Below are 13,267 nucleotides of genomic sequence, written 5' to 3' on the forward strand. Positions count from 1 at the left end.
GCTGCCACTCTACGGTCCGGTGCGCCCCCGCCAGGCCGGTATCGACAGCGCGGCGCGCACCAGCCCCGCGGCGGCCAGCACCGGCAGCACCGGTCCCCATGCGGGCAGCTCCGGCAGCATCAGCCAGCCCAGCCAGCCCGCGCACAGCAGCCCGGCGGCCACCACCGGGACCTGTCGCGCCGACCGGTAGGCCGTGTACGCCGCGAACGCCAGCGGCACCACGGCCAGGCTCACGGCCAGCCCCGCCGTACGCGTCAGCTCGGTCCAGCCGCCGAACGTCCAGTCGTTGCTGTAGACCCCCACGGCGTACGCCCCGGCCAGCGTCGCCACGGCGGCCAGCCCCGCCTCCCGCACCCGCGCCACAAGGCCGGAACCCGGCGCGCGGGTGCGCTGCCCCGTCCCGCGTCCCGCCCGCGACGTGCCGAGCAGCGCCGCCGCCACACCGCACACCAGCACGGTCGCCACCGCGTGCCCGGTCACCGCCCCGATCCCCGCGACGAATCCCAGCAGCCCGACCGCACACCCCGCCAGCATCGCCGCCGCCACGCCCCGCGCCTGCGGTCCCGGAGCGGTTGCCGACGCGCCGGACGGATCCGCGTTCGCGGGAGTTCGCCGTGGGCGGTGGGTGCGGAGGCGGGCCATGGTGAGCAGGACGAGGGTGGTGCCGAGCAGGACCTGCGCCAGGCGGCCGAACGGGGGCAGCGCGGTGGTGGCCCGCCAGGTGTCGGTGTCGAACGGCCCGAGCCAGGCACCGGGCAGGGCGATCAGCAGGGTGGCCCAGAGCTGGGAGCGGGGCGGGGCGTCGTGGCGGGGCGCGGTGAGGGCCAGCGCCGCGAGCGCGCCGACGGCCGCCGCGACGACCAGGCCGAGCTGGGCGAACGCGGGCTGGTAGTAGCCGACCAGCGGATCGGGCCAGGCCTGTGCGACCAGGTGCGCCCCGCACGCGACGGCGATCGCGCCCAGCGCGGGAGCCGCCCGCCGCTCCAGGTCGCGGGACCACGGACCGGTACCCGCGAGAGCGATCACGCCGAAGACGCTGAAGGTCATCAGGACCCAGACCGGGGGCCGGGCGTACGGCGTCAGCGGCGCGACCGCGGGCAGCGTCATGGTGACGGCCAGCGCCGTGGCCAGGGCGGGACGGGTCCAGCGGGCCGGGGCGAGCAGCGCGACGGCGCAGGCCAGCAGCCAGGCGGCGTACGCGGCGGGACCGAGGGTGGGCGGCCCGAGCGGCTCGACGCGCCACCACAGGAACGCGGCCGCCCCGCCGAGCAGGGCGAGCGCGACCGGTGCGGCCCGGCGCAGGCCCTCGTCGAGGCCGTCGACGGTGGCCACACCGAGCCGGCGGCGCAGCCCACCCTCGATCAGGTCGGCGGCCTCGACGGCGGTGGGCCAGCGTTGCCCGGGTGGGGCGAGATCGAGCAGCGTGGAGACGATCTCGTCGCCGCGGCTGTCGCGGTAGGACCTCGGATACCACAGCATCAGCCGCCGATATCGGCGCTCCAGTGCGGTCATGCGGGTGCGGTGCCCGCCCGCCGCCGCAGCCGCGCCGCGGCCGCCCTGGCGTTGCCGGTCATCCGCTGGACCTCCGCGTCCAGCACCGTGGCACCCGGGTCGGTGAGCCGGTAGTAGCGGCGCAGCCGCCCGTCGACGACCTCCTCGCCGTCCTGAGCGACCAGGCCCTGCTCGCTCAGCCGATCCAGCGCGCCGTAGAGCGTGCCGGGGCGCAGCGACACCCGGCCGCCCGACAGCGCCTCGACCTCCTGGATCACGCCGTAGCCGTGCATAGGCCCCGCGGCCAGCGCGGACAGGATCAGAAAGGTCGGCTCCTGCAGTGGTGCACTCACCGCCTGATAGTACGGCCAGCGATATATACCGTCAACGGCTGTACAAATGTTGGGCAGGGAAGCTACGGTCGCCGCTATATAACGGCAAACGGAGTATGGGGGCTGGTCGTGCTGATCCTGATCGGAGGTCTCGCCGGGGCGCTCGCGCTGCCGGTCACGATGGTCGGCGTCGGCTGGGCGGTGGTCGCGGTCGCGCTCGCGGCGGTGGCCGTGGCAGCCCGCCGGCGGCCGCGACCTGGCGCGCTCGGCGTGGCGGTGGTCGCGGTGCTGCTGGCGGGCACCGGAACGGTGCGGGCGGCGGGCTGGCTGCTGGTGCTCTGCCTGGCGGCGGCGCTCCTGCTGGCCGTCGTCGACGACCTCACCTGGCGCGGCCTCCTGCGCGCCCCGCTGGTCCTGCCGCACTCCGCCCTGACCGGACTGCGCGCCGCGGTGACCGGACAGCGCGAAGGTGGTGAGCGCGGTGCCGACGGGGGATCGCGCTCCGGTCGGCCTGCGGTGCTCGGCTGGGCGGTGGCGCTGGTTGCCGTCGCGATATTCGGCGGGCTGCTGGCCGCCGCCGACGGGATCTTCGCCGAGCTGCTCCGCGACCTGCTGCCCGGTCCTGGCGAACTGGCCCGCGCGGCCGCCGGATTCCTCCTCGCGGCCCTGCTCGCCGCCGCGTTAGTGGGCCGGGGTGCGGCGGTCCGCACGCCGGTGCAGGACGGTCCGGCCGTCTCAGCGGTCCCGGATCACGCCGGTCGAGGGAGGGCGCCGCGCACGCTGGTGCCGGGAGAGTGGGTGCCGACCGTCGCGCTGCTCGACGTGCTGTTCGGCGGGTTCGTGGTGGTGCAGGTGACCACCTGGTTCCGGGGGCACGACTACGTGCTCGACCCGGCCGGGCCGACATACGCGGAGTATGCGCGGGGCGGGTTCGGGCAGCTGCTCGCCGTCACGCTGCTGACGCTGGGCGTGGTGGGCGTCGTGGCCGCTCGCGCCGCCCGGGACACCGCGCGCCGCCGGCTGCTGCTGCGCTCGCTCGGCGGGGCGCTGTGCCTGTTCACCCTGGTCGTCGTTGCTTCGGCGGTGACCAGGATGGCGCTGTACGTGCAGGCGTACGGCTTCACCCGGCCGCGGCTGCTCGCCGACGCGCTGGTGCTGTGGCTCGGGCTGATCTTCGTGGCGATCCTCGTCGCCGGGGTGCGGCTGAGCATGGCACGGCTGCCGCACGTCGTCGTCGGTTCGGCGGTGCTGGTCCTGTTCGGCCTGGTCGCCGTGAACCCGGACGCGATGGTCGCCCGCACCGTCATCGGCCGGTACCAGCAGGACGGGCACCTCGACGCGGGCTACCTGAGCGTGCTGTCCGCCGACGCCGTCACGGAGCTGGACCGGCTGCCGGAGCCGCATCGCACCTGCGCGCTCGCCCACCTCGTCGACGACCTGCGCGAACCCGACCCGTGGTACGGCTTCAACATCTCCCGAGCGCGGGCCCGCGCCCTGCTGGCCGAGCGCCCGCTGCTGGCCGCCGAACTGCCCCACTGTTGGCCACGCCCGTACGGCGGACCCCAACGCGACGGCTAAACCGGCCCGGCCGGACATCGTGCTGGCAAGCGGTGCTCGTTTCGGGACGCTCAAGCGTCCCGAAACGAGCACCGCTTTTCGCGCATACTCCCGGCTCAGCGGTTGCGGGGTTGCAGGCGGCGGGTGGGCGGGGCGGTCGTCGGATCCTCCGGCCACGGGTGGCGCGGGTAGCGTCCGCGCAGCTCCGCGCGGACCTGCGGGTAGCCGTTGCGCCAGAACGAGACCAGGTCGCCGGTGACCGCGGCGGGCCGTCCGGCGGGGGAGAGCAGGTGCAGCACCACGGGCACCCGCCCGCCCGCCAGGCGGGGCGTCTGCGTCCAGCCGAACGCCTCCTGCACCTTCACCGCCAGCACCGGCGCGGCCGGATCGGCGTAGTCGATCCGCACCCGCGACCCGCTGGGCACCTCCAGCCGCTCCGGGGCGAGCTGGTCCAGTTGCGCCGCCTGGGCCCAGGGCAGCAGGGCCCGCAGCGCTCCGGCCACGTCGATGCGCTGCAGGTCGCCGCGGCGGCGTGCGTTGTGCAGCGCCGCACCCAGCCATCCGTCCGCTCCGGCCAGCAGCGACGCGTCGTCGACCGCGGGCCACGGGTCGCCCAGCGCGTGCGCCAGGAACGCCAGCCGCTCGCGCAGCGCGTCCGCCTCGGGCGTCCAGCGCAGCAGCCGGAGGCCTTCCCTGCGCAGCCCTTCGGCGAGCGCCCGCGCGACGCGTTCGCGGTCGGGCCGTTGCAGCGGGCGCTCGGCCAGCACGATCGCGCCGAGCCGGGTCACCTGGCGGGCCACCACGTCGCCGTCCGACCAGGCGATCTCGTCGCCGGTGACCAGCAGCGGGGACGCCGCCTGCCGGGCGGTCGCCTCGTCGGTGGCGGCGGCCAGCCGGATCCGGGCGGTGCTGCTGCCAGGCTGCCGGTCGGCGGCGGCCACCGCCAGCCAGGGCACCCCGGTCAGCGGTGAGCCCGGTGGCAGCTCGGCGGCGGTGCCCCCGGCCATCAGATACGTGCGGCTGCCCTCGCCGCGAATCCGCGCCACCCGCTCCGGGTAGGCCAGGCCCACGACCAGGGCGGCTGCCAGATCATCGGTCGCCCGCGCGCCGCCCGCCCGGCCCGTGCCGGCGGGCCGGGCCGCAGCCGCGCCGGGTGGCGTCGCCGACGGCTCGGCGGTGTCGCCGGAGCGCAGGTTGCCGGTCAGGCGGCGGACCTCGGTACGCCAGGCGGCGCTCGCGGCCGCGTCGACGCCGTCGCGCAGCCGCCGCCAGCCCCTGGCCAGGTCGTCGGTCCCGATCGGGGTGTCCGCGCCGAGCAGCGCGACGACCTCGGCGGCACGGTGTGCGCCGAGTTCACCGGCGGCGTCGAGCAGGGCCCTGGCCAGGCGCGGGTGTGCGCCGACGCCCGCGATGGCGCGGCCGCGCGCGGTAACCCGGCCGTCGGGGTCGAGCGCACCCAGCGCGGTCAGCGTCTCGCGGGCCACCGTCGCGGCGGCGGCCGGGGGCTGGTCGAGCAGGGCCAGGCCCGCGCCGTCCGCGTTGGACCAGCAGGCGAGCTGGAGTACGAACGCGGTCAGGTCGGCCGAGGCGATCTCGGGGTCGGGATGCTCGGGCAGGCGGTCGTGCTCGGCCTGCGACCAGCAGCGGTACACCACACCCGGCCCCTCGCGCCCGGCGCGTCCGGCCCGCTGGTGCGCCGAGGCCCGCGAGGCCCGCACCGTGACCAGTGAGCCGAGCCCACGGCCGAGGTCTGTCCGCGGCACCCGGGCCAGGCCCGCGTCGACGACGACGCGTACGCCTGGGACGGTCAGGCTGCTCTCGGCGACTGCGGTGGCCAGCACGACGCGGCGGCGCGGTCCGGGCCGCAGCGCGGCGTCCTGGGTGCCCGCGGCCTGGCGGCCGTGCAGGGTGAGCACGTCGACCTCGCCGCGCTGCCCGGCCAGCCGCCCCGCGACGCCCTCGATCTCGCCCGCGCCGGGCAGGAACACCAGCAGGTCGCCGTCGGCCTCGCGCAGGGCGGCCCGCACCGTGGCGGCGACGTGGTCGAGCAGGCGCGGATCGACGCGCAGCCCGTACGGCGCGTCCACCGGTCCGGTCGGTGGCCGCCAGCGGACCTCGATCGGGTACGGCGTGCCGGACGCGGTGATCACCGGCGTTCCCGCGCCGAGCGCGGCGGTCAGCCGTTCAGCCTGCGCGGTCGCGGAAGCGGCGACCAGCCGCAGGTCGGGACGCAGCGCGGCGCGCACGTCGGTGGTGAACGCCAGCGCCAGGTCGGAGTCGAGCTGGCGCTCGTGGACCTCGTCGAGCAGGATCGCGCCTACCCCCGCCAGCTCGGGATCGTGCTGGAGCCGCTGCACGAGCAGGCCGGTGGTGACGACCTCGACCCGGGTGGCGGCGCTGGTGCGGCTGTCGCCGCGCACGCTGTAGCCGACCGCGCCGCCCAGCGGCGTGCCCGTCAGCTCGGCCATCCGGCGGGCCGCGGCGCGGGCGGCGACCCGGCGCGGCTCGGCGACGATCACCCGGCCGGTGACCTCGCCCGCCAGGGCCAGCGGCGCGAGCGTGGTCTTTCCCGAGCCCGGCGGCGCGACCAGCACCGCCGCGCCGTGTACGGTCAGCGCCGCGAGCAGCGCGGGCAGCGCCTCCCGCACGGGGAGGTCGGTTCCAGCCACGTCAGCGAGCACCCGCCCAGTCTGCCGGACGGCATCGCGTGTCGGGCTGCGCGGTGCTGCAACCTCAGGTAGGCCCGGCCCGTGTTCCAGGGGTGACAGTGTCAGATTTCGAGGCGTTCTACCGGGGTACCGCCCCGCGGCTGATGCGCTTCGCGTACGGCCTCACGGGTGGCCTGGCCGAGGCGCAGGACTTCACCCAGGAGGCGTACGCCCGCGCCTGGCAGCGGTGGGAGTCCCTGCAGCGCTACGACAACCCCGAGGCGTGGCTGCGGCTGGTGGTGACGCGGCTGGCCACCGACTGGTGGCGGCGGCTGACCGTGCGCCGCTCGACCGCCCTGCCCGAACCCGCGCACGTGCCTCCCCCCGACGAGCAGCTGATGACCGTCGTCGCGGCCCTGCGGAAGCTGCCCATCGACCAGCGCCGGGTGCTGGCCATGCACTACCTGCTCGACCAGCCCGTGGCGGAGATCGCCGTCGAGCTGTCGGTGCCGGTCAACACCGTCAAGTCCTGGCTAGCCCGTGGGCGGGCCGGGCTCGCCGTCGTCCTGGAGGAGCGCAGCCATGTCAACTGATCCGGAGCGCTTCTACGCCGCGCTCGCCGAACGCGTGGACGCCGTCCCGCCGCCGGAGCTGTCCGCGGTCCGGGCACGGGCCGCCCAGCGCCGCCGCCGCTCGTTCGGCGGGCTGCTCGCCGCCCTGGCGGCCGCCGTCGTCGCGGTGCTCGGCGCGCAGGCGGTGCTGTCGCCCGCGGCCACCCCGCCGGTGCGGCCGGTGCTGCCCGCCGTGACGGACTTCGTATCCTTCGACGGCTCCGCCGACCCGGTCATCCCGTTCACGGGGCCGGTCGGCTTCGGCATGACCACGACCCTCGGCGACCGCTCGTACGCCATGTGGATGGCCGAGGACGGCAACGAGTGGGTCGGCGCGGTCGACCTGCTCACCGGCAGGCCGCTGTGGCCCGCCCGCAACCTGGGCAAGTTCGGCGACACCAACGGCATGCAGGTGTCGGCGGGGGCGATCCTGCTGCTCACCGAGCAGGGCTTCGGCAACCCGCTGATCAAGGACGGCAGCGACACGATCATCGCGGTCGACCCGGCCACCGGGCAGATCATGTGGACGCTGCCGTACTCGTTCAACGACACCGACCGCGTCCTGTACGACGACACGCTCGTGATCAGCTGGCCTCTGCGCGGTGTGACCGAAGCCCTCGACCTGCGTACCGGCAAGGCGCGGTGGACGGCCAGGGAGCCGGTGCTCCAGTCCGGCACCAACGCCATCCACACCATGGCCGAGCTGTACGCCTTCGGCGGCTTCACCGGCCGTACACCGGCCGACCGGCGCGTCGTGCTGCACCTGTCCACCGGCCGGGCGCAGCTGCGCGACGTGACCACCGGCCGAGTGGAGCAGGAGATCGTCGCGCCGGTGCTCCCCCTGGACGGGGACACGCTGCGGTACGAGACCGTCGTCGGCGAGAACATCTACCAGTTCGCCGGGCACCGGGCCAAGGTGCAGCCGCTCGACGGGTCGCCGACCATGCCCGACCAGGCGGTTCAGGCCGATCTGACCGGGACCTGGCCGTCGCCCTGCATGTACACGCTGTTCTGCGCGATCACGGGCGACACCGGCGACAGTGCGACGCTGACGGTCGTCGATCCAAGTCTGGGCGTCACGCACTGGGAGCGCGAGGTGAAGACCAGGGTGCGCGGGGTGTTCCCGACGGCTGACGGAGTGTTGGTGGTCGGGGAGACGTCGCTGGTGTTCGCCCCGGACGGCACCCCGGTGGCGAGCGTGGACGGCCAGGCCATGTGGGTCGAGTCGGGCAACCTGCTGGTCTTCGGCCCGGCGGGGGTCTCCGGCCACCAGCTGTCCACGGGGGAGAACGTCGCCCTCGGGAAGGTGGACGTCGCCGGTTACTGCTCGGCGAACGCGACCATGCTGACCTGCCCGACCAAGGACGGCATCGGCGTCTACCGGTACGCCCGGTGACAGACCGCGGCGCCCCCACCCGGACCGGGGGAGGGCGCCGCGGTCCACCAGTTCAGGGGCGGATGAAGGCGATCATCGGCGTGGTCGTCGCGACCTGCAGCATCATCGCGGCTGCGACGACGGCGAACGGCCACACCCGCGGCGAGCGGGCGCACACCCAGGCCACCGGGATCATCAAGAACACCGCCAGGAAGATCCAGAGCCGGGTGGTCTCGCCCCGGTTGATGCCGACCAGGTCGAGGAATGCCAGCACGGCCAGCCCCGACAGGGTCAGCGCCGCGATCGGCCGCAGCACCCCGCGCCGCACCGCGTCCCACGTGGCGTACCCGAGCACGGCGACCGCGACGAATCCGGCGCACAGCGCGAAGTCGCCGAGGTTGCGCACCACCCACACGTCGTACGGCCGGTGCGCGCGCTCGTTGAAGTCGGTCGCGTCGGCGAGCACCGCGGCCAGGTTCACGAACAGGTCGTACCCGAACAGCAGCCGCATGCCCAGGTACGCCGCCGCGAACGCGGCCAGGGTCAGCGACACCAGCCGGAGCAGCCCGAACCCGTCCAGCTGCCGCCGGTACAGCGCCAGCGCGGCCAGCGCCGCGAACGTCAGTCCCATCACCAGCGGCAGCGGCTCGAAGAAGAACACCAGGTAGAGCGAGCCGCCCAGGGCCACCGCCCAGCCCCAGTGCGCCGCCCGCAGGTAACGCGTGAACAGCCACAGCGCCAGCAGGATCGGCACCGGCGAGACGGCGTTGAGGATCGGCAGGAAGTACAGCCGTCCCGGCACCAGCAGGCACAGGATCAGGGCGTACAGCGCCACCCGGCGGTCGCCCAGCACCTCGCGCACCAGCAGGTAGACCAGCAGCGCGCCGAGGCTGGACACCGCCGTGATCGCGATGCCGAGCACGGCCGGGTTCGTGGAGACCACGCCGAGCAGGTGGTAGAGCAGCGTCTTGCCGGGCATGTTCGAGCGGGCGTGCTGCGGCAGCGTGTGCACGATGTCGGCGAAGCGCGTCAGGTACTCGTACGCGCCGAAGCGCAGCGACGGGCTGTAGAACGAGTTCGCCCGGTCGCTGGCGACGATCGCGCCCAGCGACACCTCGTCGGCGGCGCGCACCACGAGTTGCAGCGGCACGGCGGCGGCCAGCCACATGCCGACCGTCAGCCGCTCCCGGCGCGTGCCGAGGCGGTGCGTCAGCCACAGCAGGGCCAGTACCGCGGCCACCCCGCCCGCGAACGGCAGCAGCATCTCCCACGAGAACCAGCCGACGTACCGGTAGCGCCACGTGCCCGCCCGTGACCCCGCAGGCAGCATCCGCATCGCCGCCAGCACCGCCGCGACGACGGTGAGGCCCGCCCCGGCCAGCACGGCGACGGCGACCGGGCGCGGAGTCCGGCCCGCCGCCACCACGGGCACCGGCACCGGTGCGGTGGAAGAGGTCCGTTCAGCGGTGAGCAGCGAGCCGTCGTGCACGTTCGGTCCCTTTCGGCGGCGGGTCGGTTTCAGTCCCGCGCACACGGGGCGCGCGGGTCCGGGTCACTCATCACAAACGGTCTCCGCGTGAGCGGGATACGGCGCGGTACGCGCCACGGTCAGTCCATGCGGCCCGGCGGCCCGGACCGCCAGTCGGCGGCGGCCGCGCGGGTTAGGGTGTTCGCCGGGGTGGACCATCGAGGCCGGGAGGCTCGGATGAGCGCGATACGAGAGGCATATCTGCAGGCCGCGCTGTCGGCCGCGGCGCTGGTCGGCGACCCCGCCGTCGCGGCCGCGTGGGCGGGACCGAGCGCCCTGGCGGGCTTCACCGTCGCCGGACTGGCCGGGCACCTGGCCGCCCAGGTCGTCAACGTGCCCAAGGTGCTGCGCGCGCCCGCACCGGACGGGCCACCGGTCGCCCTGGCCGACCACTACAGCCGGGTGCGGTGGATCGGGGCCGACCTCGACGCCGACGTCAACGTGCAGATCCGCGCGGGCGGCGAGGCGGTGGCCGTCGGCGGCCCGGCGGCGCTGGCCGAGCAGACCGGGCAGGCGGTGCGCGAGCTGCGGACGCTGCTCGCCGAGGAGCCTGCCGACCGGCTGGTGAGCCCGCCTGCGGGACCGTGGGCGATGACCCTGGACGACTTCCTGGTGACCCGGCTGATGGAGATCGCCGTGCACGGCGACGACCTGGCGTACAGCGTCGGCCTGCCCACCCCCGACCAGCCCCCTGCCGTGATCGGCCCGGTGCTGGCCCTGCTGTCCGAACTCGCCGTACGCCGCCACGGCCAAGCCGCCGTGCTTCGTGCGCTGACCCGCGCCGAACGCGCCCCGGCCAGCATCTCTGCCTTCTGAGCGAGGGACCCTGATGAAGCTCGACATCGACCACGACAGCGCCGTGCCGCCATACGAGCAGGTGCGGGCAGGTATCGCCGCGATGATCGGCGACGGGACACTGGCCCCTGGCGCGCACCTGCCGACGATCCGGCAGTTCGCCGCGGACCTGGGCCTGGCCGTGAACACGGTGGCCCGCTCCTACCGCGAGCTGGAGTCGGCCGGGCTGGTCGTCAGCCGGGTCCGGCACGGGACCACGGTGGCCGAGCGCCGCCCCGACCTGCCGCCCGCCGAGGCGATGGCACGGCTCGACGAGGCCGCGCGGGCCTACCGCGCCGCGGCCCGTGCACTCGGGGCCAGCCTCGACGGTGCGATCCAGGCCCTGCGCCGGGCCGACGCGGAACACGCCGCCCCCGACCCTCGCGGCAGGGCCTGACCGCACCGCGTGTCCGGTGTGGGGGCACACTGGCCGCATGGAGCTTGAGGCCTTCGAGCTGGTGCTGCTGCGCCGCCCGGCGAACCCGCCGGAGTACGACGACGCCGAGTCCGCGCGCATCCAGGCCGGTCACCTGGCGTACCTGGCCGGGCTGCGCGCCTCGGGCCACGTCGTCACCAACGGCCCGGTGATCGAGGGCCCCGACGAGTCGCTGCGCGGCCTGGTCTTCTTCCGCACCGGCTCCGTAGACCAGGCCCGCGCCCTCGCCGAACAGGACCCCGCAGTGCGCGCAGGCCGTCTCGTCGCCGAGGTCATGACCTGGTGGTGCCCACCCGGCACCATGTCCGCCCCCGGCCGGCCGATCACCCTGCCCGGCTGATCCCTGCACTTTCGGGGAAACTGCGGCTGTTCCGGCCTTCGAATGTGCAGTTTCGCCGGAACCGCGGCCAGGGCCCTCGGTGTCCGGGACGGGCGAAGAGGGGCGGTCCGGGCAAAGCGGTCATATGCTGGGCGGGTGGCGGACGGGGACGCGGGACGCTATCTGGCCATCGCCGATCACGGGATGATCGGCGACATGCGCAGCGTGGCGCTGGTCGGGGTGAACGGGACCATCGACTGGTACTGCTGCCCTCGGTTCGACTCGCCCAGCGTGTTCGCCTCGCTGCTGGACGCCGACCGGGGCGGCCGGTTCGAGCTGGCCGCGGCCGTGCCCGCGCAGACCAAGCAGTTCTACTTCCCCGACACCAACGTCCTGATCACCCGCTTCTACGCCGACGAGGGCGTGGGGGAGATCCAGGACTTCATGCCCGTCGTCGGCGACCCGGCCGAGGCGGGGCGGCACCGGCTGATCCGCCGGGTCATGTGCGTACGCGGGAAGCTGCCCTTCGCGGCGCTGGTCGCGCCCCGGTTCGACTACGGGACCCAGCCGCACATGCTGCACCGCGAAGGCGACCGGATGCTGTTCGAGTGCCAGGTGCTGTCGCTCGCCCTGACCAGCAGCGTCGAGGTCGTCGCCGATGGCGGCGACGTACGCGCGCAGTTCGTGCTCGACGAGGGGCAGGTGGCGGTGTTCGCCCTGGACCGGGTGGCGGACGAGCTGCCGCCCCGGTCGTGCCCGCTGGCCGAGGCCGAGGAGCAGCTCACCGAGACCGTGCGGTACTGGCGGACCTGGCTGTCCGGGTCGCACTACCGGGGGCGGTGGCGGGAGATGGTCAACCGCTCGGTACTCACCCTCAAGCTGCTCACCTACGCCCCGACCGGCGCGATCGTCGCCGCGGCCACGACGAGCCTGCCGGAGCAGATCGGCGGCGAGCGCAACTGGGACTACCGCTACGTATGGATCCGCGACGCGGCGTTCTGCCTGTACGGGATGCTCCGGCTGGGCTTCAGCGACGAGGCCGCGGCGTTCATGGACTTCCTGGACCGGCACGTGGTGCTGCGCGGCGACGGCCCCGACGGCCCGTTGCAGATCATGTACGGCATCGACGGCCGCACCGACCTGCCGGAGCGGGAACTGCCGCACCTGGAGGGCTACCGCGGCTCGGCCCCGGTGCGGGTCGGCAACGACGCGGTCGGCCAGCTCCAGCTCGACATCTACGGCGCGCTGATCGACTCGATCTACCTCTACGACAAGTGGGCGCACCCGATCTCCAGCGACCGCTGGGAGGAGGTGACCGGCCTGGTCGACTGGGTCTGCGGCAACTGGGACCGGCCCGACGAGGGCATCTGGGAGACGCGCGGCGGCCGCAAGAACTTCCTCTACTCACGGCTCATGTGCTGGGTGGCGATCGAGCGGGCGATCCGCATGGCCACCCACCGCGGCCTGCCCGCCGACCTGCCGCACTGGCGGCAGACCCGCGACGACATCTACCACCAGATCATGCGCAGGGGCTACTCCGCCAAGCGGCAGGCGTTCGTGCAACAGGAGGACGCCGACGTGCTCGACGCGGCGCTGCTGATGATGCCGATGGCGAAGTTCGTCTCGCCGACCGACCCGAAGTGGCTGTCCACCCTGGACGCCCTGGCCGAGGACCTGGTCTCGGACTCGCTGGTCTACCGGTACGACCCCGCGATGAGCCCCGACGGGCTGCGCGGCGTCGAGGGCACGTTCTCCATGTGCTCGTTCTGGTACGTCGAGGCGCTGGCCCGTGCCGGGCGGCTCGACGAGGCCCGGCTCGCGTTCGAGAAGATGCTCACCTACGCCAACCACGTCGGCCTGTTCGCCGAGCAGATCGGCCACACCGGCGAGCAGCTCGGCAACTTCCCGCAGGCGTTCACCCACCTGTCGCTCATCTCGGCGGCGTTCAACCTCGACCGGGCCCTGGGCTGAACGGCGCCCGATCCAGGATGTGGGCGGGCGGTGTGGTGCCCGGCGGGCGGCGGCGCGGGTTGTTACGCTTGCCGGTGGGCCGTGACTGGCGCGCTGGGATGGGTCACCATCGGGAAGCGGCTCCGTCGTCGTGACGCTGTGCCGAGCGCCTGGGCCTCTTCCGTA

Annotated in this window: 11 protein-coding genes and 1 riboswitch; of the genes, 7 read left to right on the forward strand and 4 right to left on the reverse strand. The window is 74.5% G+C overall.

Going from position 1 to position 13,267, the window contains the following annotated elements; genetic code table 11:
* Nucleotides 1–9: 9 nt before the first annotated feature.
* Nucleotides 10–1,512 carry a hypothetical protein gene (locus HAV40_RS32415; protein WP_166388096.1) on the reverse strand — a complete coding sequence of 501 codons (1,503 nt, stop codon included), beginning with the start codon at nucleotides 1,510–1,512 and terminating at the stop codon, nucleotides 10–12.
* Nucleotides 1,509–1,844 carry a PadR family transcriptional regulator gene (locus HAV40_RS32420; protein ID WP_166388097.1) on the reverse strand — a complete coding sequence of 112 codons (336 nt, stop codon included), beginning with the start codon at nucleotides 1,842–1,844 and terminating at the stop codon, nucleotides 1,509–1,511. Before HAV40_RS32420 ends, HAV40_RS32415 begins: the two co-directional genes overlap by 4 nt.
* A 108-nt stretch (nucleotides 1,845–1,952) precedes the next feature.
* Here HAV40_RS32420 and HAV40_RS32425 point away from each other — a divergent pair, with 108 nt between their 5' ends.
* Nucleotides 1,953–3,401, forward strand: a complete 1,449-nt coding sequence (locus HAV40_RS32425) for a DUF4153 domain-containing protein (RefSeq protein WP_166388098.1) — start codon at nucleotides 1,953–1,955, stop codon at nucleotides 3,399–3,401.
* 95 nt (nucleotides 3,402–3,496) lie between these two features.
* On the opposite strand, the gene hrpB is transcribed toward HAV40_RS32425, so the two are convergent.
* Nucleotides 3,497–6,061, reverse strand: a complete 2,565-nt coding sequence (gene hrpB / locus HAV40_RS32430; RefSeq protein WP_166388099.1) for an ATP-dependent helicase HrpB — start codon at nucleotides 6,059–6,061, stop codon at nucleotides 3,497–3,499.
* An 86-nt stretch (nucleotides 6,062–6,147) separates the two neighbouring features.
* Here hrpB and HAV40_RS32435 point away from each other — a divergent pair, with 86 nt between their 5' ends.
* Both HAV40_RS32435 and HAV40_RS32440 read left to right on the forward strand, forming a co-directional pair.
* Nucleotides 6,148–6,621 carry a SigE family RNA polymerase sigma factor gene (locus HAV40_RS32435; RefSeq protein ID WP_409364919.1) on the forward strand — a complete coding sequence of 158 codons (474 nt, stop codon included), beginning with the start codon at nucleotides 6,148–6,150 and terminating at the stop codon, nucleotides 6,619–6,621.
* Entirely contained in the window at nucleotides 6,611–8,035 is a 1,425-nt protein-coding gene (locus HAV40_RS32440; protein WP_166388101.1) for an outer membrane protein assembly factor BamB family protein, read from the forward strand. Before HAV40_RS32435 ends, HAV40_RS32440 begins: the two co-directional genes overlap by 11 nt.
* A 52-nt stretch (nucleotides 8,036–8,087) precedes the next feature.
* Here the strand turns inward: HAV40_RS32440 and HAV40_RS32445 are convergent, their stop codons facing one another.
* Nucleotides 8,088–9,503, reverse strand: a complete 1,416-nt coding sequence (locus tag HAV40_RS32445; RefSeq protein WP_166388102.1) for a hypothetical protein — start codon at nucleotides 9,501–9,503, stop codon at nucleotides 8,088–8,090.
* 216 nt (nucleotides 9,504–9,719) lie between these two features.
* Between HAV40_RS32445 and HAV40_RS32450 the strand changes: the two genes are divergently transcribed.
* The 4 genes from HAV40_RS32450 to HAV40_RS32465 all read left to right on the forward strand — a co-directional run bounded on the left by HAV40_RS32450 (nucleotide 9,720) and on the right by HAV40_RS32465 (nucleotide 13,102).
* Nucleotides 9,720–10,358 (forward strand): maleylpyruvate isomerase N-terminal domain-containing protein, encoded by a 639-nt coding sequence (locus tag HAV40_RS32450; RefSeq protein ID WP_166388103.1) that lies wholly within the window; start codon nucleotides 9,720–9,722, stop codon nucleotides 10,356–10,358.
* Nucleotides 10,359–10,371: 13 nt separating this feature from the next.
* Entirely contained in the window at nucleotides 10,372–10,773 is a 402-nt protein-coding gene (locus HAV40_RS32455) for a GntR family transcriptional regulator (RefSeq protein WP_166388104.1), read from the forward strand.
* A 37-nt stretch (nucleotides 10,774–10,810) separates the two neighbouring features.
* Nucleotides 10,811–11,152, forward strand: coding sequence for a YciI family protein (locus HAV40_RS32460; RefSeq protein WP_166388105.1), 342 nt, complete (start codon nucleotides 10,811–10,813; stop codon nucleotides 11,150–11,152).
* A 135-nt stretch (nucleotides 11,153–11,287) separates the two neighbouring features.
* Complete coding sequence (locus tag HAV40_RS32465; RefSeq protein ID WP_275413443.1) at nucleotides 11,288–13,102, forward strand: glycoside hydrolase family 15 protein; 1,815 nt, start codon at nucleotides 11,288–11,290, stop codon at nucleotides 13,100–13,102.
* Between the two features lie 71 nt (nucleotides 13,103–13,173).
* A riboswitch (ZMP/ZTP riboswitch) is annotated at nucleotides 13,174–13,264 on the forward strand.
* Nucleotides 13,265–13,267: the final 3 nt, after the last annotated feature.

This window comes from Catellatospora methionotrophica (assembly GCF_011297335.1).
Classification (GTDB): domain Bacteria; phylum Actinomycetota; class Actinomycetes; order Mycobacteriales; family Micromonosporaceae; genus Catellatospora; species Catellatospora methionotrophica.

Bases quoted from the DNA above. Each gene is read 5' to 3' on its own strand.
- HAV40_RS32415 (WP_166388096.1), bottom strand. From the start codon at position 1,512: ATGACCGCACTGGAGCGCCGATATCGGCGGCTGATGCTGTGGTATCCG.
- HAV40_RS32450 (WP_166388103.1), top strand. From the start codon at position 9,720: ATGAGCGCGATACGAGAGGCATATCTGCAGGCCGCGCTGTCGGCCGCG.
- HAV40_RS32460 (WP_166388105.1), top strand. From the start codon at position 10,811: ATGGAGCTTGAGGCCTTCGAGCTGGTGCTGCTGCGCCGCCCGGCGAAC.
- HAV40_RS32455 (WP_166388104.1), top strand. From the start codon at position 10,372: ATGAAGCTCGACATCGACCACGACAGCGCCGTGCCGCCATACGAGCAG.
- HAV40_RS32440 (WP_166388101.1), top strand. From the start codon at position 6,611: ATGTCAACTGATCCGGAGCGCTTCTACGCCGCGCTCGCCGAACGCGTG.